The following is a 20,962-nucleotide window of genomic DNA, read 5'->3' on the forward strand; positions in this document are numbered from 1 at the left end:
GCAAATGTTCCTTATTTAAGGCTCAGCTAACCGCAGATTATTGTACATTCACGCTAGCAATGACTTTGCGCGTAGTATGCCGAACTTCAGCTATGAAGGCAAAGCTCACAGGCAATTTAGAGGCGTATTGAGCCTAAACATTTTCCATCGGAAGCCGATAGTCTTCATAAGAACCATATTTGGCTTTGCAAGAGACTGGCCGACGAATTTAGAGGTGTGTAGATGAATCCAATGATTGCTCGTTATGCAAAATCAGTTTCTATTGCGATAGTCACTATTTTGCTGATGATTTCGACAGATAGTTACGCCAGCTTGCGTCACTATGTAGTTGATGTTGAGCAATCAGATTGGAAGTTAAGTGAGCAAACGCGGCTTAAATGCGAGCTCAAACATGAGATAGATGGTTACGGTACGGCATTATTTTATTCTGAGGCCTCAAAGCAGTTGAACATGGAGTTCACTCTAGACATGTGGCGTTTACCTTCTCGATATGACAGCGCAAGAGTCTACTCTATGGCGCCTCGATGGATGTCGGGCGTTGCAAATCGTGAAATAGCAAATATGGATTTGCGCAAGCAATACGACGGCGATTTGCCCTCTGAATCTGCATGGCAAATGTTAACCGAATTGGAAAAGGGCTTTTTGCCTACCATTGAATACAGCGATTGGTTAAACCCCAACGATGGCGTAGCAGTTTCTTTAAATGCAAGTAAGTTTGGAGATAGTTATCATCAGTTTAGTCGCTGTATCACAAATTTATTGCCATACAGCCTTGAGGATATCGCCTACACCGTCCTTGCATATAAGAAAAACAGTACCGAGCTAACGCCATACTCTAAGCGTCGTTTAGACATGATAGGTGAATACTTAAAGGAAGACTTAGATCTTGATTTAGTGCTAATTGACGGCTACACCGATAGTTGGGGTGGATCGTACAACAACGAAAAGCTTTCAATTAAACGCGCGAATGAAGTAAAAGACTACTTTGCTGGCTTAGGGCTGCTTGAAGATAGGATCCAAATAACTGGCCACGGCGAAAAACGACACTCTTCTCCAAATGATACACGCTTAGATAGAGCTAAAAACCGTCGAGTGGTTGTGAGGCTTTCTAAAGAGTCCTAGTGTTCTGTCTCTTTAGTCTGGGCTATGAGTGCTGCTAAGCGCGGTCTCTTATTCAGAGTTCGGGTTCTTTCGGTTTATGTAGCATGTAGGGCATAACATGATCAGTAAATATGCCGTCAAGCCCAAGTGCCTGTAATCGAGAAAATGCGACGTCGGCCGGCATGGCTTGATTAATAACATCGCTTCTGAAAGTAAAAGGGTGTACAGCTAAACCGTGCTTCTGAGCGCGCTGCACCAGTCCGGTAGATGTATCGGTGTTTATATCAATAACTTTCGGGATCCAAGGCCCAATTGCCTGCGCGTAGCTAGCGATATTGCGTAAGCCTTCGTCACTAGTCAATAGCTCGTAATCAACCTGATTCAAATCCCAACTGTTGCTTGCGAGGAGCTGCGTCATTTTGAATTTAGCGCCCATGTCAAATCGTAAACGCTTGAGCACTGCTGGCTCAAAGCTCTGCACAAATATCCTTGCATCCGCTGAATTGAGTTGATGTTTTTTTAAGATATTAAATAGCAGTTGCGAGATGTCTTTCCCTTCGCTCAAATGCCAATGGTAGGCCTTAATCTCCGGGTAAATGCCAACTTGTTTATCAAAAGAATAATTGAGGGATTGGATGAGTTCTATATGCTCTTCAAAACTCGCGATGGTGAAGTGTGCATGCCCTTGATAGCGCTGAGCATAGACACGCAGCTTTTGATTATTTTCCCGCTCATGAACGCGCAATTGACGCAGCTCAGAAAGTGTAAAATCAACAGCGTACCAGCGCCCGTCTTCTCGAACTCGCTTAGGAAAGACTGACTCTACATCTGTTACGTTTTCTAAATAGATATCATGAAGAACGACTAGTTGGTTGTCCTTTGTTACCACTAAGTCTTGTTCGATGTAATCTGCGCCTTGCATGAAGCTAAGTACCAAGGCTTCTTTAGTGTGCTCGGGTAAAAATCCAGAAGCCGCTCTGTGAGCAATGATATCGATTGCCAAGAGAGGCTTGCACAGCAAGTACAACAACATAAACGTAAATGCTTTTACAAATAAGGTCTTACTAAACTTGACGATAATTAGCATGTGTTTTTTGAATCAGTCAGGTGTTTACTGTAGATGTCTTCATGATTATGCACATTCGCGGTCACAATAATAGGGCATGTTTCGATTCAAACATGACAGGCAATCACCTAATAATATTAAAATGTAAATTATTATTTAAAAATATGTTGCAATCATTAATGTTACCGATTACATTTCGTGTTAAGACCTTGTGAGTTAAGCCGTAGTGTTAAGGAAATGCATATAATATCAATAGCATATATCGACTTTGACGCAAATTGATGAAAAAGCACTTGTGCTCCTCTCACTTCCCCAAAAAAACAAAAAACAGTCTTAGCTGTTACTCAACAGCCTAACTTTGATAACTCGTTAGCTTTAATGATATGGCGTTGAAACGCCTTCCTTTTGGCTTGTGCATTGTGTGTCCTCTTATCGATTGCACACTTGGCGTAAGCAAAACCTTATATATTTATATTGGAGAATCCAATGAAACAAACAATTATTTCATTGCTCGCAGGTGCTTTTTGTCTCGTTAGTGCCTCATCAGCTTACACTGCAGCCCCGATTGATTCCGCGAACTTTGCAACGTGTAATGAATCCCCGGGAGGCTCTCGGACTGTGCGTTCAAACGGCTTTGTAAAGGGATTATTTGTTGTATCGTCTAATTTGCCGGGCGCAACGTTTTCAACTAATCCTAATGACGCAAATGGGCTTGCCGACCGCAATATTGAATGTGCGCATTTCGACGATAGAACGTCTGGTGGAACGGTCATTATCCCATGGCGTCAGTTTGACAGGGGACCAGGAGCACAAGGGGGCCGTTACAATTGGGATTTTGTCGAAAGCCAGATTCAGCCATGGGCTGACAGAGGGCAGGTGGTTAACCTGCTAGTGTGGCCCGCCGTTCAAAAGGAGTCACAGAAATTTCCGTCAGGTCAATCTGCGACTCCTCAATTTATATTGGATGAGCCCGGTGTAAGCTTCAAATGTCCAGAAGGCACGGCGCAGGGCACTGGCACAAATGGGCAACTTCCTTTGCCAAAATTTTGGGAAGGGCGAGTGAAAAACCCATATCGAACCGCTCTGAAAGAGTTGGTGAGACGTTACGAGAATGACAATAGAATCAACTACTTCAGATTTGGTATAGGGGTTGGCGCTGAATCCTATCCTGCAAACGGCACCACAACACCAACAAACTTCTGCCGAGATAAGTTCGTCAGTTTGTTCTCAGGCGCGAATGACACCGAAAAAGCGAATAAAGCTTTTACAACCTGGTTGAACTTCACCAAAGAAACCGTGAGAGTTTTTAGAAATTTTGATTCAAATAAGCCAATCGTGGTGACGTTGAATGATTTTCGCACGCGCAGTTCGCAAGGTGTAAACAAGTTCGCGAATGATACCGAAAATGAGGCAACACGGTCACTTGGCGGGGCACCGAAACTTGGCTTAGGCGTTCAGGGGGCAACTACTTCGGACCTTGATCGTTGGAATGCCAGCCCCCGACAGCGCTGCAATGCCAATTGGTGTAAGCTGTTCAATGACAATAAAAACGCAGGGATTGTATTACAAGTGCAAACGCCAACTCACAGCGGTGTGATTGGTCGTCCAAACGAGAATACTAACGTTCCTGAATGTGCTAGCGGTAATAATAATGGCGTGGCAGGGTGCATGAAGACAGGTAATTTAGTCGAGCTTATGGACTTTGCACGAAATCGCGGAGCTAATAGTTTTGAGCTGTATCCCTATGAGTGGTATGTCGTTAATGATACCGCGCTTAACTTTAATGCAAGCGACGGAGTCTCATACAGAAATGCAATGGATCGCGCTAAAAACTAACCCTGATTATTCTAGTAGGTAGTAACCCCTTCAATATCGTCCGTGCGCAAACTAGTGCATGGGCGTAACGCTAGCTGCTTAGCCGGTACGCACAAATATTTACTGCACTGGCTAAATTGAGCGAATCAATGCATCCGCTTCCTTTGATGGTAAAGGCATCTGCATTAAACGCTGACAGCGCTTCAAAGGGTACTCCTCGTGCTTCATTGCCGAATAAATAACAATCATAGTTGGTAAATTTTTCTGAACTGATGCTATTACCTTGCATATCCAAATACGCGAAATTTGTGAAACGTTCTTGCAAGTCCTCTAGGCTTATATCCAATTCAAGTGGCACATGAAAAATAGCGCCCATACTAGCCCGAACGACCTTAGAGTTGAATGGATCGACACTGTTGGCGCTGATTAACAAACGAAAATTTCCGAACCAGGCCAACGTTCGTATTATCGTGCCTAAGTTTCCGGGATCTTGCACTTCATGCAGATAAATACAGCGTTGTTGCTGCCCATGTGATTGTTCTTTTTGACTCAAAGCTTCGGGTTTCATTAGCGGTAGCGGAACACAGGCTATGATCCCTTGGGGTGTTTTTGTGTCACTAAGTTGAGCCATCTGTTTGGTAGTGACGCTGACTACCGTAAAATGAGATGCTAGCTGTGCGGCCCACTGCTGATAGTTATCAGTCACATATAGTGTGACTCCGTTTAAATATGGCTGCTTGAGTGCTGCTTTTTCCAACTCTAGAATGAGGTGTTCGCCCTCAACTAAATAATATCCCAGCTGTTTGCGGTACTTTTTTTGATGTAACTTTTTAACATCATCTAGCTTCATATAGCCCAACTTTAGATTCCTATTTGCCAACGCATAATAGCACTGCTCATTCATTTATGAGCTTAATTCGTTTATTTGCAACTACGAGGAATTTGCAAATACCTAAAGCCCGCTTACAATGAGCGTCGTATTTACAATCTTAATAGCTTAGTCACCTCATGGCACGATCAAAAAGCAGTAAAAAATGGCTTGAAGAGCACGTCAACGACCCCTACGTAAAAAAGGCTAAGGCTGACGGTTATCGCTCTCGTGCCAGCTACAAGTTGATAGAAATTAACGAAAAAGATAAGTTGTTTCGCCCAGGCAATGTGGTCATGGATTTAGGATCAGCACCGGGTGGATGGTCGCAGGTTTTGGTCCCCCTAGTCACTAATCGAAGCGACACAGGACGTGTGATTGCGTCTGATATTCTGCCTATGGACAGTATAATTGGTGCAACATTTATCCAAGGTGACTTCACTGAAAATGCAGTGTACGAGCAAATCTTACAGACTTTAGAAGGTGATAAGGTAGATGCAGTTGTTTCTGATATGGCGCCTAATATCAGTGGCGTGAATACGACCGATCAACACGCTTCAATATATCTTGTAGAGCTAGCGCTAGATATGGCTCGCAATGTATTAAAGCCAGGTGGCAGTTTTTGCGCAAAAGTGTTTCAAGGTGTGGGTTACGAAGAATATGTTAAAGATGTTCGTACTTCTTTTGACAAAGTACTCGTTCGCAAGCCAGCCGCCTCTCGGCCACGTTCTCGAGAAGTATATGTGGTCGCGAAAGGTTTCAAAGGCGCTTAGTTTTTAGGTGCTATCTCGTTATTTGCACGCGCAATGGCGGAAGTCACATTGGCCTATCTGCCAATGCCATAGTCTTTGTTTACATCGATAACACGAAGGCCAAGTTCCAAGGCTTTAACCGCGTCGAAAGAATCAAATTGTATTTTACATTCTGCATTTATCATTTCACGCCATACATGGCGCAGGCCGTCGGGACGGCGTCCAGTCCAGAAGTCTTCAGTTTTGTTGATATAGGCCACAACCGGCTCAATGTGCCCATCGCGATACAATTGGCGAATTAAGTTGAAGTCAGGGCCAAAAGCGCTTAATACTGCAGAATCACTGATTTCAATTGACTCCAATAACTCCTTGAAGGCTTCTTCATGCTTACCTTGTCTGTAGGCGAGCCAGGCTCGCGCAATGCCAACCGCGTGTGTTTCGCTGCTGAAGCTATCAAGCACGTAACCGGCTATTTGTTGCTCCTTACTCAACTCGTTAGCATGCTCGAAAATACGGTCTATTTTGGCATTAACCTCATCAAATGTGTCGAATTGGGCGCTATATCTGAGATGTCTACTTAGATCGCCAATCACCTGATACGGGTTGGCGCTTGTTGCGAGGCTTCGCTCATAATCGCTAAGGGTATCGTTCAGTAAACGTCGATTTTTTGTATCAAAACGATCAAATTGCTCTGCCATGTACTGATGATATTCAGGGTCGTTGCACCCAAGCGCATAGTCTGCATTAGCGCTAAAGTTCACCAACAAACTAATAAATGCAATTTTCCCAGCTAGCGCTTTTAACATCTGAAACACCTTTAATACACTCATATGATCTATCATCAAATTCGCGTTGACGAGACTTATGGAACACATAATGCCGCTAGGCTATGACTATTATTATCTGCTATGGTTTGGATTATATTGCTAACAAAATCAAGGTAAATGTCATCATGCAGAGAAACCTTTCCACTCTAATTCTCTTACTCACTGTTCTCACGAGTGCGTCAGGTTATGCTGCCTCAGCAGCGTCCTTTGATATTTATCTGATCCGCCATTTTGAGAAAGCCGCAAACACGAATGATCCTGACGTTCCTCTCAGCCAAAAGGGCGCATCCAATGCACAGTTGTTTTCGCAGTTGATGTCTGAACATCCCTTAAGCGCTATTTATTCAACAGATTACGTTCGAACACGTACCAGTGTCTCAGCACTCGCTAAGATCAAATCACTCGATATCAGTCTATACGACCCAAGGGCTCTTTCAGACTTTGCAATGGAGTTGCTTGCAAAGCAAGATAATGCTGTGATCGCTGGCCATAGTAACACGACAGGTGTTTTATATGCGGCTTTAGGCTGTGAGGAAGTCGTGCTTGGTGCAAACGATTACGGTGATATTTTTGTTGTACATGTTGATGGCGAAACCATCGAATGTTCCACAGAAAGCCTAGTTAGCTGGTCAGCTAATACCTCAAGCATCAAAGCTGACGAGGGCGCCGATGACTAACGAAACGACAATGCCGCAAACAACACAGCAAACAAGCAGGTTGTCAGAACTAGACTGGTTACGAGTGATACTAATTGTGGCCGTATTTGTGCATCATTGTTTTATGCCATTTAACGGCGATGGATGGCACATCATGAACGCTGACTCAAGCAAAGTGCTTGACGACATCATGGTATATTTTGAGCAGCTTCGCCTGCCTAGTTTGTTTTTTATTGCCGGGGCAGGAAGTTTCATACTGTTATCCAAATTAAGGTCTGTCAGCTTTTTAAAAGCTAAGGCGCTGCGGTTGTTATTGCCATTCACAGTAGGTGTGCTGTTAGTTGTGCCGCCTCAAACTTATTTTGAAAACATCGCTCAGTACCGTTCACTTATTTCCGCGTTTCCAACCTTAATGCTTGAGTTTAAGGTGAATCATTTATGGTTCATCGAATATTTATTGATATTCATGTTGCTCGCCATTGCAATTAAACCGCTTATTTCAAGTATATTTGCTTCACAAAGTGACAATGCGATCGCTAAGCGAATCGGCTTAAAAAGTGCGACGATTTTGATTGCGCTCATGCTTGCGATTTCAAGAGTGATATTTGAACATTTTTTTCCAGAGGATAATGCGTTTTTTATCAGTGAAATTTCAAACATCATTTTTTACTTGTCGTTTTTCATCATTGGAATGGTGTTTGTAGCACATCCTGTAGCTTGGAGAAGTTTTAGTAGTAATCGACGTTTTAGTCTGTATTGCTTTATTACTGTGAGTGTTGCGTTCTATGCTTATTATTTCCCTGACTATAGCGCCTATTTTTCATTGGCAACAAGATGGTCAATCTGGTGGTTTTTATGCACCCTGCTAAGCTATTTTGGGCTCGCCACAATGCTCGGTTATGCACAAACTTACATAAAATCGACACCCGCATGGATGCGAACTGCCAATCAGCTTATCTTCCCGTTTTATATTTTGCATCAAACCGTGATCGTAATAATTGCATTTTTTGTTGTACAGCTTACTCTCCCCGTTTGGTTAAAAGCGAGCGTGGTGCTGAGTGCTTCATTTTTGATAAGCGCCGGGCTTTGCAAGTACCTCATTTATAAGTTTGATGCTCTGCGTTTTTTATTCGGTTTGAAGCCTCGACATTAGTGAACTCCTTTTTTAGCGTCATCCATACTGAGTTGTTTGATTTCTCTTTGTATAGTTCGTCGTAGTGCAGATGTAGCGTTCCGGCTTGCTGATAGTCCCAATATTTCCAATAGGGCTTATGCTTGCCAAGTTCGTAATCCATTGAGTTCCAATTGTCCTCTCTGTAAGCGTAGAAGGCCCAATGCCATTTATGCTGATTAAAAATCTCCACTAAATCAGACAAATATTGAGCAGCACCGGGCATGGTTCTATCCACGCCGAACTCACTTGCCCAAATTCGGTTTGCAGGAATACTGTGCCGCTCAGCCCACTTAACTACCGGGGATAAAAATTGCTCAATGCTTACTTTGTTCATGTCAAAATTGTCTTCTAGGGCGGGGATAAACACCTTGCCGGGATACTCGAACTTGCCTTGGTTAATGCGTTTTGTTGTGTATTCATAAGGCTCATACATATGAAATGAATAGATCACGCGCTCATCATCCACTGGCTTAAGATATTTAAACGCCCAAGGCGTTGCGTGCAAGCCTGATTCAAGAACGATAGGGGTATGTTCATCTACTTCGCGAATGGCATTTACCATTTGTTGATTAAATCGATTAAGGTCACCAGATCCGCCTTTAACGCTCTGATACCACCTACCGTAATCACCGGTCCAAAATGTCTTTTTGTCATAGAACTTTTCCGGAAAGGGCTCGTTAATTAAGGTATAACCAATCACAGCAGGATGGTCTTTTAATTCGCCTGCCAAGTCCTTCCAAAAGTGCTTAGACTGCACTAAAAATGAAGTAGTATTGTTTGTAGAAACGACATTATCGACATTGTCGGAATTCTCAATCATGCCTTCCAACCAAAGACGCCCATCATTTTGATTGGCGTTGCTTTGTCGAAATCGTGCGCCAGGCAAACTTAGTGGTGTAATAACGACTTTGATATCGTACTCATTGGCAACGTCAAGATAGGTCAGTAGTTTTTTGAGGTCGGCTTTTACTAAGCCTTGATAATTGTCCGCATTGCCGAGCAAAAAGTCGCGCTGATCGCTTTGCCATTTTTCATAGGTAAATCGCACCGTATGAATGCCAGCATCGTGAGCCGCTTGAAACCAAGCTCGCTGTGGTATTTGGTTAAAATAATTGGTGCCTTTGCGTTGGGAATCCCAATAACTGAGTTTGTCAGGAGGCACTTGTTCAAAAGGTGTATCTTCACTGGCGTGAACCGCACCTATGGCAGCAAAAAATAAAGTAATGAAGGCAAATGCGAATCTATTCATATTTTATTTGCAGAAACAAATTCAATTTAAAACAGTATGCTAATTAGAGCAATGAAACAAGTTATCTGTGGTTTAAATCGTTTGCTCTATGACCGGAGCACTGAAGAATAATACTAGGTCTTAACAAAGCTTATACCTATGACTGAAGTTATTGCCCATATGCCAAAATGATGACTATTGTGCTTAACATGCAAGCGCGCACATCACCATAAACCCATGCTTGTAAATAAATATAATCGATAATATAGTTGATTATATAAATGATTATGCAATAACTTGAGTTTGAATATGAATGAAGATTTTCTCGACGAACTAGGAGAACTTGCCCTAGCTAGCCGATTAAAAAGACTTTCTGAAAAAATGTTGGCGGATGTAAGCAGCGTATACCAGCATTTTGACGTAAGCGTGCAAGCAAAGTGGTTTCCACTTTTTGCATTATTGGACAGTAAGGCTAGCGTCAGCATTGTCCAAGCGGCGAATTTGTTAGGTTTTTCCCAGCCGGCGATCAGTCAATTTTGCAAACAACTTGAGGCTAAAGACTTAATCATAATCCAAGTGTCAAATGAAGATTCTCGTAAAAAATATATCAGTCTAAGTAAGAAGGGTAGGTCCGAAGTTGCAAAGATGCGGCCTATGTGGAAAGCCGTTAGACAAGCGGCCAAACAGCTATGTGAGCAAGGTGGGAATGACTTTTTCGCATCTTTGGTGCGGCTCGAAAAAGCCCTTTATTCTCAATCACTATATACCCGAATTTTGGAGGAATCGAGTGCAGAAAAATAAGCTTACCGTACTCAACTATTCATCTGGGTTGTCCCACTATTTCGATAGTATTAATCGCCAGTGGTTAGAGGAGATGTTTGTCGTTGAACCCATTGACGATAAAGTCTTAAAAGACCCGCAAACTTACATCATTGAACCCGGTGGCGCTATTTGGTTCGTCAAACATGAAACTTTGGGAATAGTGGGCACATGCGCGCTATTGAACAAAGGAGATGGATATTTTGAACTGACAAAAATGGGAGTATTAGCAAACTGCCGTGGATTAAAAATTGGAGAAACGCTTTTGCAACATGTGCTTGAGTTTTGTAGTAAATCTTCACTGCCTCGTGTTTTCTTGCTAACCAGTACAAAATGTAAAGCCGCTATTCATTTGTATGAAAAACTTGGCTTTACTCATAGCGCTTTTATCATGCAAAAGTTTGGAAGCAGCTATGAGCGTTGCGATGTCGCAATGGAGTTATCGAAAGAAACGCAGCTAAGGGAAACTAGATAAACACGCTCTAGACCGCTAGGTAATTTAACTAACATGTGGTATTTTTAATTGACGTCTAAAAAGGAATTTAACATGCTTGTCAGTTTAAAAAATCTTTCTGGTTACATAGTCTTAGCACTTTCTATAGTTTCAATTTTTTTCAGTTACGCTGTCGCGCAATCAGGTGAATCTCAAGAACCGTCCGATGAAGATGATGCTCCCATTACAATAGAATCGCTTACCAAAGATGCTAAGCGATTTGGCGGTATCTTTACGTTTTATCAAAATAAAAACGACGGTAATTTGATGATGGAGATATCAGCTGAGCAACTTAATAGCGAGTATCTTTATTATGGATTCATCCAAAACGGCGTTGCTGACGCAGGCACACAACGCGGGTTTTACACAGGACAAGATGTAATTGAAATCCGCAAGCGCTTTAATCGAATAGACTTCATTAGCAAAAACACCAGCTACTATATTGATCCACAAAGTCCCCTCGCCAATGGTGGCTTTGCAAACATTACCGATGCAGTACTTGCTAGCATTGAAATACTCGCCGAGTCAGATGATGGCACCCGTTATTTAATAAATGCCGATGAAATCTTTCTTACTGAAGTACTTGCCAATTTAAAGCAAATGGTGGATGCAGATGACAATGACGAATTTGCATTTGATGTGGGGGATCTATCGGATGAACGGACCAGCTACGCGCATGTGGGGGTGTACCCTGAAAATGTCAATGTGCGCACTGACTACGTGTACAGTAACCCTGAACCAGATAATACCGGAAGTGAACGCACGGAGGACGCTCGGGCAACGACTATCACGGTTCAACACAGTTTTGTCGCGATGCCCGATGCTGACTTTGTGCCGCGTCTGGATGACAATCGAGTTGGGTACTTTCGAACGCAAGTTACCGATCTGAATTCATATGATATTACCCCTTACCGCGATTTAATTACCCGATGGAGGTTAATTAAGAAAGATCCAAACGCAGCTCTATCAGAGCCTGTAGAGCCTATCGTTTGGTGGATAGAAAATACCACCCCATATGAATATCGTGACATCATGCGAAAAGGTGTATTGCAGTGGAACAAAGCCTTTGAAAAAGCAGGGTTTAAAAATGCGATTGTGGTGAATATTCAACCCGATGACGCGGTATGGAGTGCAGATGATATTCGCTATAATGTTGTCCGTTGGTCAAATACACCTGAGGGCAGTTTTGCGTTTGGTCCGAGTTACATCAACCCACGCACGGGTGAAATTCTTGGTGCGGATGTGATGTTTGAACAATCCTTTTTAAATACCTATGGATTTCGTGCTGATGTATTGGGTGATCCTAATGCAAATTCGCTAAATTTTCGCAAACCGCAACATAAACACCAGTCACATCATTTTTGCTCAAAGGGTCATAGGCTTCAAGAAATAGTCTCTTTTGGTAGGGTTGCTCTAGATGCTATGGATGCATCTGTAAGCGAAAAACGTAAGGTTATCGAGCAAATGTTGTATGAGCTTATGTTGCATGAAGTGGGTCACACATTAGGTTTAATGCATAACATGAAAGCGTCGAATCTTCATTCATTAGCAGATATTCATCATGAAGAAGTCACGCAAGGTAAACTGAGCGCGTCTGTTATGGATTATGGAGCATTAGTGATTGCACCACCTGGTATTGAACAAGGTGATTTCTTTATGACGGAGCCTGGGGTTTATGATGATTGGGCCATACAATTCGGCTATGACCCAGAGATTGAAGGAGAGGCTCGTGTAGCTTTGTTATCTCGCTCAACAGAGCGGGAACTTAGCTTTGGAAATGATGCTGATGATATGCGAAGTCCCGGCGCGGGCATTGATCCGGATATTACTATTTGGGACATGAGTGATGACGGCATAGGCTTTGCCGAACAGCAATTTGAGCTCATTGATGCCATAACGCCCAATTTGCTCGATAAAATGCGAAAAGAGGGTGAAAGCCATGCGAAAATTCGGGCAGCACTTGGGATGCTCATTTCGTATAAGTACTCTGGTACTGCTAATGTTGCAAATTATATCGGCGGCGTTCACGTAGACAGGGCAAAACAAGGCCAAAAAGGCGCGAGCGTCCCATATTCGCCGGTTGGCTTACAAAATCAAAAGCGAGCGATGAATGTGTTGAAAAAACATGTATTATCGCCAGAAGCCTTTAGCCTGCCAGCATCTCTCATTGCTCATGCGGCGATGCAACCAAGGGGATTTGAGCATTACGAATATACCGAAGACCCTAAAATACATGAAGCGATTTCTTCAATTCAACACATCATTTTTGACAGGTTGCTAGACCCAGTATTGATGACTCGGATGACCGATACGCAGCTATACGGAAATGAATATTCTGTAAACGCAATGTTGGCCGACTTAAGCGATGCGGTATTTGCTAGCGATATTAGGTCCAGTGTGAATACTAAACGTCAGAATCTGCAAATCGAATATATCCATCGTTTAACTGGAATTATTAGCGAAGAAAGCTCCCACGATTATCAGTCTCAAGCCGCAAGTTTTCATGAGTTAAACAAGCTTGTTAAATTACTATCAAAATCAAAGCAAGGCGATGATGCAACTCAAGCGCACCGTGCGTATGCTTTGCACCTTATCGAATTAGCATTGGATAAACCATAATACCGCGGCATTGCAAATGCAATAAAAAACTGCACGCTTCAGATTGAAACATGCAGTTTTGAGATATTGTTAATAGTCTTGTTTTATTTACGCCGTAAATTGAATACCAAAGGTACCAAATACTCATACCTGAAGACATTAGAACCGCTTTTGAACATTCAATCTAACTGTTCGCCCATCATACTGAAGTCTTCTCGGTAATAATCGCGTAGTGTCAAATTCGAAAGGGTCTTCGTCTGTTAAGTTGAACAGTTGTAGTGTAAGTCGAATATCATTCTCAAAGTTATAGTTGACCTGCGCGTCTAATTGACCACGGGCATCAACGGTGCGTTCGCCCACAATTGCAGTATTTGCCCCTTCAACACCAAACTCATCACGATAGTTGTACGCTAGGCGTATTCCTAGGTTTTTAGTCTCGTAATAGCCAATAAGGTTGTATGTTTCTGGCGATACTCGGTTCAATGACCGTCCTTCGTCATTTTCATTATTAATTTTTGAATAGTTGATAGTAAATCCAAAGTCTTTGAAAAAGTTGTCTAAAAAGTCAAAGTTTTGTGTTATTTGAACTTCGAAGCCATCAACTTTAGTTATTGAATCCTGATTCACATTTCTATCAATACGAATTCGTCTGTTTCGTTGAATTTCATCACCGGTAAAGCCGTCGTCTATTCTGCATGTGGTGTTATCTAGCAAAAGTGGCCCTGATGTGTATGTACCAATTGATGTTTGCCCTGACTCGGCGGTGATTTCTCCATCAATTGTAATACCCTCAAGAGGACATACAATTTCGCGAATTATGTCGGCTTCAACATCTTTGGTAAAATAGTTAACGCCAATCATACTACCTTTGCGGTTGTACCATGCTAGACCTATATCGAAAGCAGTCGATGTTCTGGGTTCAACCTCAACATTAGACACATTGACTGAAACGTTACCTACCGGCTCAAATTCGTTATCTTCTTCTTCCTCATCTGGGTTGGGCGGATTATTGACGATAATGGTTGGTGACGGACTAAATTCAGTTAATTCAACCGTTTCAAATGTTTCGTAATATGCAGCGCGCATTACGATATCTTCTGTAAGCTCATAAATAACGTTAATTGAGGGCAGTACAGAACTATATGATCCCGTCGCATCAGGTGCGGTGGGTGAAGTAGGGTTATCGAGTCTGCCGGCGATATCCACATCAACATATCTAAGCCCAAAGTTACCGCGAATAGGAATGTCGTAGTCATCGCCACTAAATCTTGCCATAACATATGCTTCAACAGCGTCTCGTTCAGAGGTGAAATTTCCCCCCCTTGCTCTATTGATAGCATTCGGACCTCGCTGGTAAAATGGGCGTTGGTCGGAGAATAAAGGAATATCAGTAACCAATGGTTCATCAGTTTCGTTCGCGCTGGCGTCTAGCGGGAAAATGAAATCAATAAGTGCGTCGGTGTTAATGGACAAGTAGTTATCGATTTCGGCGCCCGGTACGCTGCCGCCAAAGAAACCATTTCCGTCGGTAATTGATTCGCTTTGAACAACTAAGGTATCGATGATGTCAGCATAACCACTTAAAGGAATACCAATGGCAGCAAGACTAGTCTGAGCCGATTCACCTTCTTCTTTAATATACATACCACCTACTTTGACGGCCGTAAGAGGACCTGCGTTATCAAAGCTGTATTCCCAGTCGGTACCAATGCTGGTGTATTCTCGCCGAGCTGCGCTGTTTCCGCCTGTTACAATAACGCCGTTTGCTACCAAAGAATTAAGTTCGTCATAAATAATGTTGCCGTTACTGTCTCTTAGGCACAGAGTTTCTGCTTCATTTAGTTGGCACCGCAGTCTTGGGATAGTTCCGGTAAACCCATTGACGGAGATATCATTGCCTGACAGATTACCTGTCCCTGCTAGCGCAAGTGCGCCATCCGGGATAAACAAATCAAATAGGAAATTATCGAAGTTACCTAGGCCCGTATTCACCTCCCCTCGAAGTCCGTTACTGTCGTCAAGATCGCTATTGTTGCCGACTTGACGAATGCCAAATCGAAACTGCTCTTGTCCTCTTAAGTTATTTGCCTCGGATATCGTGCCGACCACCCGGCCAGTGAGGTTTTCGCCTTCATAATTAAACTGCGGGTAAATCGCATATACTTCTTCACTTGTCGGGAAGTTCCTATTTTCGATATTGACAGAGGGGTCTTCAAATTCAAAGTTAGACATCACATAGGTAGGCGCTAATACAATCGGGTCATCTTCACCCTCTGCTACGAAGTTTGCCATACCAACGGAGGTCAAATCGCCAAGTTGTCTAATTTGGTTGGGTGAACGATTTAAGTCCACGATCAAGAAATTGGTTTTCGCTTCAGTTAGGTCACGTTTTGCATATAAACCATCTACTCTAAAACTCATTTCGTCGTTTATGATATATTCAAAGCCGGTTGCAACCGACACGCGCTCCCCAGTAGATATTTGTGATTCCTGTCTATATCCTTGGGGATATATTATCTCCGCGTTAGGCTCTAAACCAGCGTAATTGATGTCGGCATTAAGGCCAAAGTCGCCGGCAGAATTTCGGCCTATTGAGCGATAGCCATTAATATTGATAATATCCCTCCTAAAGCTCATGTCTTCCCAAGATACTGTGCCGTAAACACCAAACTTTCCGTCATTGAAGTGCTTGGAGCCAGTAATGAAGAACTCTGGGACAAAGTCTTCGGTCAGTTCTTCATATCCTCCACCTGCGCGAACAACAACTTGTCCATCCTTTCGCTTAAGCGCTGAGTTTATTCTTAAGTCAACATTAGCAGATAGGCCACCTGATAGAATATCTGGGCGAAAAGACTTGGTTACATATGCACCATTAAAAATGGCTGAATCAAACATACCAAAAGGGTTTGCATTGCGACCACGCCTTGCTGCAGAGGCAATTCCTAAGCCTTGCACAGTTGTTAAGGCAAATGAGCCAGGAAGTCCACGAACGGAAATAGTCGCTTCACGGCGCGCATTTTCTCGGTCAATCTGCACGCCTGGAATGCGTTGTAAGGCTTCGCCTAAGTTTAAGTCAGGAAAGTTACCTAAATCATCAGCAGATATGCCGTCAAGAATCACATCCGATGCTCGTTTTTCTAACAAGGCCCCCTCGATTGACGATCGTATACCTGCTACCTCTATGACCTCGACAACATTCTCTTCGTCGCCTTCATCTGCATTGGTCTGTTGAGCATTTACACTTGCAGATAGCATAAGGTTTGAAGCTAAAGCAGCTGATATTAAAAGTGCAATTTTTGAACGGCTAATATTATGTGGGTCACTAGCAGATGGTGATTTGGTCATTCCGATATCCTTGTCCTAGACTGTTTATTTTAAGGTTTGTAAGTCTATTTCGCTAAAGCCTTACTACAACAGTACACAGTGCGTTAACACAAAATTTACATCACTTTACAATCATGATCAATCACTTTCAGTCTTTTGTGGACAGTAAATATCGCAAATTAAATAATAAATACTAGAAAAAGGTGTGAAGAGAGTATTAAAAAAGGTGCTTTAGTGATAGTTAACCCGTGGGTAAATCAAATTTGAAGGTTAGTTAAGTTTATAATAAAAAAAGAAAATACATAGGATTATGAGTGATTGTATGAACCGGATTGTTGTTCAATAACAGCCTATATTTAAGTCCTAATAGTTATATTGAGTATACCAAAAGCTGTATTTTGACGGTGTTTGTCACATAAATATACTTTAGATAACTGCGTATGCGAGTTGCTTTTGTTGCAATCTAATAGTCTAAGTGTGCCTTTATGAATTTTATTGATTGAAATTGATTGATGTGAATATTTGTAAGGATACATTGCATTTTGGCTTTAGTCTTCTGAGCCAATGTTAAAATCGAAGGTATGAATAGCACTGGGCATTCCATACTGAGCTCCTTCGGGCTCTTGATGCCACAATACGCTTACTCTTCCTGACTCCAGCATTGACAAATCCCATGATATATACCCTCTGGATATTGCCACCTCATCCAACACTTTTGGAAGCGCAATGGTCTGCCATTTTGAAAAATTACTATCTCGTGTCGAATAGTATATGTTTGCTTCAGTACGCCCAGCAAAAGCAAACATATGATCACCGATGATGCGTAAGCTTACATTGGGTGACGATAAGTCATATGCCTCAGAATGCCATTGTGCATCCACTGTGCGTTTATAGCGGTGCAGTAAGCTTGTTCCACTTTGCTCATCGATATGCTCAACAAATGCGTAATAATCGCCAGTTTCAGAATCAATGACGGAGTTAAGGGCAACATTTGAAGGGCGTAATAGTGTGCTGATATCCGCTACCTGAATTCCAGCTGTTTCTATCGAAATAGCTTGGCTTTGTTGCGTATTTGCAATTAAAAGACCGTCGTTGTTGTACCATGTTACACCTTCGTCATCACTGTATGCGAAATACAAGCCGTGGTTACAATCTCGACCGCCGCCGCTTCCTCCAATATTGCAGTTAATTGGTTTTTCGCGAAACAGCCAACTGATATGTATCCGACCGTTTTCATCAATTTTTGGGCCGCCAGTCGTATATGGACCACGGAAGCTTGGTGCTTTGTTGGTGGTCACAGTGTTGGCATAGTGTCCAGCGCGACTCGAAATTTTGCGAATAGATTCCCATTCACTTTTCGCCGCATTATATTTTGCTAAGGTCATCGCCCCTTGGGTGCTTCCACCCGTTCTAAAGTACATCAAAAGATTGCCACCGGGCAGCGGATGAAAGGTCGGGTACGTGACTCTTCCAATCGCGTCTTTTTCAAAGCCCATATTGCGCTCAAAATTAAATACAGTGTCATTCCATTCATGCTGACTTGGATTATCTGCAACACCAATGGCGGTGTGCGCATAATTAATGCGAGGCGTATTGTGATGGTCGAATGCGACATGGATAACCCCATCACCCTTAGATATGGCAATGGATGCTCTGTTGTGAGCATCGTCAGAGGTAAGTCGATAAACGGGAAGGGTGGAATACTGCCACACTGCGTCGTTAAGTTTGCGGCGGGCTATTTGAACTTCTGCAAAAAGGTCGCCATAACCACCCCGGTCTTTCGCGGTATAAAAAATGGCATATTGGTAGCCTTTGTAAGTCGTAGCATTCGCGCCTAATGAACCCACGAAACGCGGTATACCGTTTTTTGCTCGATCACTGCCGTCAGATGTATGAGAGGTCTTAGTCAGCAAGGTTGTATTTTCTAATATTGCTTGTTTGAAGTATGGCTGATCAGCGTGTGCGATAAAACAAAACATCGTGAGGGAAGCAGCATAAATAGTGAATTGAAGCCCGAATTTTATAAACTTAGTCTGCATTTTTGATGCGTCCCATGGTAATGAAAAGTGGTTAGCCCTCAACATAAGGCTTTTTGCAATAAGGTATAGCAATGGTTAATCGTTATCGAAGTGCCATAAACTGATTTAAAACGCACTAGTTGTAGGGGCGGGTGCCAGTCACCATAAGCACCCAACTTCAACTTAAGTGCTAGCCTCGGAAACGAATTTATCTAACTGATCACCCTTCCATTCATCCTGGCCAATCGGCAATGCGGGATCAGTTGGAATGTGTTGGCGAAGTTGCTCTGCTATCTTGTCAAACTGAGGTTTTCCAGACAAATTTTCTTGTTCTAATGGGTCATTTTTAAAATCATATAGCTCTTCTTGGCCGTCTCTGTATTGGATCAGTTTCCACCTGTTTGATTTCACCGCGAAGTTCTTATAGTGCCAAGACACCAAAACCGGTTGCGAGCGAGATGCCTGTGGGTTTAGTATCTGCGGCAATAAGCTTTCACCAAAAATTTTGTTGTGCTTAGGTAAACCGACGATGTCGCAAATTGTAGGGTAAATATCTAAAAGGCTGACAGCCTCATTGCATGTTTGAGGATTACTCAAACCACCAGGAGGACAAATAATCAAAGGGGTTCTTGTGGATTCATCCCACAGACACATTTTTCGCCAGTTCTCTTTTTCACCAAAATTCTGACCATGATCAGACATCACAAAAATCCATGTATCGTCAGCTTTACCGCTTTCCTCTAGCGCTTTCAATACAACTCCCACCTGGTCATCAACGAATGCTATGCTGGCTAAATATCCTTGGATGAGTTCTTTCCAGTACGTTTCGCCTAATTCCAATACGGCCTTATGGTCCCCTCCGGGGATCAAGCCCATGGTCATCGCTATGCCGTACTCAGGTATATCTTTCATATCGTCGACACTGGGAAGCGTGATGTTGTCTATATCGATTGCATCAAAGTACTTTTGAGGTGCCGTGTAAGGAACGTGTGGCCTTAAAAACCCTCCGGCCATAAAAAAGGGTTTACTGCTTTTTTCATTGTTGAGCTTTTGGGCCAGCCAATTTGCTATTATTTCGTCAGGCATCAAAGAATTTATCATATTCGTTTCTCTGTCAACCGGACCCGCGACGAGCGAATTGCCTACCTTAATGCCCAATTTATCAACAATTGGATTCGTTGTTGGAAAGGGGTAAAATTTTTCTGCTGCATAGCCGTCGCCGTGTTGCTTCACCTCTTCAGAAATCGTAATTTCGGGCATAAACGTATCGTAGTGTTTAGAGTGATCTTCTTCATCAGAAACCCAGCGATGGTAAATTTTTCCTGCCCCCAAATTTCGATAACCCTCTCTTTTAAGCAACTGTGGTAGGTGCATCACATCAGCTATGACCGAATGAGCATTCCCGCGTCTGGCGCCAGTAGTGACGGATTGAGCGTTGGTATAAAGTCCACTGATATGAGGAGCGACGCCGGTCATTAAAGCTGCTCTGGAAGACGCGCAAACAGGCGCTGCACAATGAGCGTTTGTAAACCGAACAGAACGATTCATTAATTTGTCTATGTTATTGCACGTTACAAGAGGATGACGTTGCTTACCCATTATCCACGCATTTAAATCATCAATCGTAATAAACAGAATATTGTCTTTTCGAGGATTGGCTGATGTGCCGAATGAAACCGGTAATGCAGTAGCCGCAACCGTGGCGAGAGTCGATTTTAAAAATGTACGCCGAGAATTTTTCATTTATAGCTCTATTGTTATTGACATTGGCTTTCTTATAAATCCAAGATATAAGCCTAAAATCATATATTGTCACATTAGGTCATTATTGGACTTTATCGACTTTATTTAATCATGTAAACTCATAGTGTTATGTAAACATTATGTGAAATCTAAGTCACAACGCGATTATCCTTAATCACAAATAACGTTTTCTATCAAATTCCGATTATTTGCGTGTGTTTTTTAAGTGCACTAATGCCAGCACGCGCCGAGGCAACAGAGCGTCTAATGATTTGGGCGACAGCCGCTAAAAAATCGATAATATTTAATAAAATCGTTAACGGACTGCTTGCGTCGCAGCGTTTTGTCGAGCATTTAGACAGTGCTTGATAAACATAATCGAAGACAAAATACGCACGTCGTCGTGATGACATTTTATATTTATTGGCGAATTAAGCACTTTGTATCTGGAGGCAGGTGAAAGGTGCCGTTTTAAACAAC

The 20,962-nt window shown here is 42.6% G+C and carries 15 protein-coding genes; 8 read left to right on the forward strand and 7 right to left on the reverse strand.

Annotated features, from left to right (window positions below; genetic code table 11):
* The first annotated feature begins 222 nt into the window (after nt 1–222).
* A complete protein-coding gene (locus tag PN836_RS00335; RefSeq protein WP_395342233.1) occupies nt 223–1,122 on the forward strand; it encodes a flagellar protein MotY in 900 nt (299 codons plus the stop codon).
* 52 nt (nt 1,123–1,174) lie between these two features.
* On the opposite strand, the gene glpQ is transcribed toward PN836_RS00335, so the two are convergent.
* Nucleotides 1,175–2,104, reverse strand: coding sequence for a glycerophosphodiester phosphodiesterase (glpQ, locus tag PN836_RS00340; RefSeq protein ID WP_395342235.1), 930 nt, complete (start codon nt 2,102–2,104; stop codon nt 1,175–1,177).
* 549 nt (nt 2,105–2,653) lie between these two features.
* Between glpQ and PN836_RS00345 the strand changes: the two genes are divergently transcribed.
* Nucleotides 2,654–4,003 carry a hypothetical protein gene (locus tag PN836_RS00345; protein WP_395342237.1) on the forward strand — a complete coding sequence of 450 codons (1,350 nt, stop codon included), beginning with the start codon at nt 2,654–2,656 and terminating at the stop codon, nt 4,001–4,003.
* Nucleotides 4,004–4,073: 70 nt separating this feature from the next.
* Here the strand turns inward: PN836_RS00345 and PN836_RS00350 are convergent, their stop codons facing one another.
* Entirely contained in the window at nt 4,074–4,832 is a 759-nt protein-coding gene (locus tag PN836_RS00350; RefSeq protein ID WP_395342239.1) for a TrmH family RNA methyltransferase, read from the reverse strand.
* Between the two features lie 158 nt (nt 4,833–4,990).
* On the opposite strand from PN836_RS00350, the gene rlmE reads away from it, so the two are divergent.
* The gene (gene rlmE, locus PN836_RS00355; protein WP_395342242.1) at nt 4,991–5,623 is read left to right on the forward strand and encodes a 23S rRNA (uridine(2552)-2'-O)-methyltransferase RlmE; all 633 of its coding nucleotides are present in this window, start codon (nt 4,991–4,993) and stop codon (nt 5,621–5,623) included.
* A gap of 53 nt (nt 5,624–5,676) precedes the next feature.
* Here rlmE and PN836_RS00360 read toward each other — a convergent pair whose 3' ends face one another.
* Complete coding sequence (locus tag PN836_RS00360) at nt 5,677–6,408, reverse strand: hypothetical protein (protein ID WP_395342245.1); 732 nt, start codon at nt 6,406–6,408, stop codon at nt 5,677–5,679.
* An 83-nt stretch (nt 6,409–6,491) separates the two neighbouring features.
* Here PN836_RS00360 and PN836_RS00365 point away from each other — a divergent pair, with 83 nt between their 5' ends.
* Together PN836_RS00365 and PN836_RS00370 are read left to right on the forward strand one after the other, a co-directional pair.
* On the forward strand, nt 6,492–7,106 hold the full coding sequence (locus PN836_RS00365) for a histidine phosphatase family protein (protein ID WP_395342246.1): 615 nt from the start codon (nt 6,492–6,494) through the stop codon (nt 7,104–7,106).
* 10 nt (nt 7,107–7,116) lie between these two features.
* On the forward strand, nt 7,117–8,238 hold the full coding sequence (locus PN836_RS00370; protein ID WP_415926382.1) for an acyltransferase family protein: 1,122 nt from the start codon (nt 7,117–7,119) through the stop codon (nt 8,236–8,238).
* On the opposite strand, the gene PN836_RS00375 is transcribed toward PN836_RS00370, so the two are convergent.
* Nucleotides 8,183–9,508, reverse strand: a complete 1,326-nt coding sequence (locus tag PN836_RS00375; RefSeq protein ID WP_395342250.1) for a glycoside hydrolase family 5 protein — start codon at nt 9,506–9,508, stop codon at nt 8,183–8,185. The two genes, PN836_RS00370 and PN836_RS00375, sit on opposite strands and share 56 nt — an antisense overlap.
* Before the next feature lie 288 nt (nt 9,509–9,796).
* Here PN836_RS00375 and PN836_RS00380 point away from each other — a divergent pair, with 288 nt between their 5' ends.
* From PN836_RS00380 to PN836_RS00390, 3 genes are all read left to right on the forward strand, one after another.
* The gene (locus tag PN836_RS00380) at nt 9,797–10,288 is read left to right on the forward strand and encodes a MarR family winged helix-turn-helix transcriptional regulator (protein WP_395342252.1); all 492 of its coding nucleotides are present in this window, start codon (nt 9,797–9,799) and stop codon (nt 10,286–10,288) included.
* Nucleotides 10,275–10,781: a GNAT family N-acetyltransferase gene (locus tag PN836_RS00385; protein WP_395342255.1), complete on the forward strand. Its 507-nt coding sequence runs from the start codon at nt 10,275–10,277 to the stop codon at nt 10,779–10,781. Before PN836_RS00380 ends, PN836_RS00385 begins: the two co-directional genes overlap by 14 nt.
* Nucleotides 10,782–10,853: 72 nt before the next feature.
* Nucleotides 10,854–13,418, forward strand: coding sequence for a zinc-dependent metalloprotease (locus PN836_RS00390; RefSeq protein WP_395342257.1), 2,565 nt, complete (start codon nt 10,854–10,856; stop codon nt 13,416–13,418).
* 138 nt (nt 13,419–13,556) lie between these two features.
* On the opposite strand, the gene PN836_RS00395 is transcribed toward PN836_RS00390, so the two are convergent.
* The 3 genes from PN836_RS00395 to PN836_RS00405 form a co-directional block, all read right to left on the reverse strand.
* Nucleotides 13,557–16,742, reverse strand: a complete 3,186-nt coding sequence (locus PN836_RS00395; RefSeq protein WP_395342259.1) for a TonB-dependent receptor — start codon at nt 16,740–16,742, stop codon at nt 13,557–13,559.
* Between the two features lie 527 nt (nt 16,743–17,269).
* Nucleotides 17,270–18,760, reverse strand: coding sequence for a BNR-4 repeat-containing protein (locus PN836_RS00400; protein WP_395342262.1), 1,491 nt, complete (start codon nt 18,758–18,760; stop codon nt 17,270–17,272).
* A 162-nt stretch (nt 18,761–18,922) separates the two neighbouring features.
* Nucleotides 18,923–20,482, reverse strand: coding sequence for a sulfatase-like hydrolase/transferase (locus PN836_RS00405; RefSeq protein WP_395342263.1), 1,560 nt, complete (start codon nt 20,480–20,482; stop codon nt 18,923–18,925).
* Nucleotides 20,483–20,962: the final 480 nt, after the last annotated feature.

This window comes from Ningiella algicola (assembly GCF_028401415.2).
GTDB lineage: Bacteria > Pseudomonadota > Gammaproteobacteria > Enterobacterales > Alteromonadaceae > Glaciecola.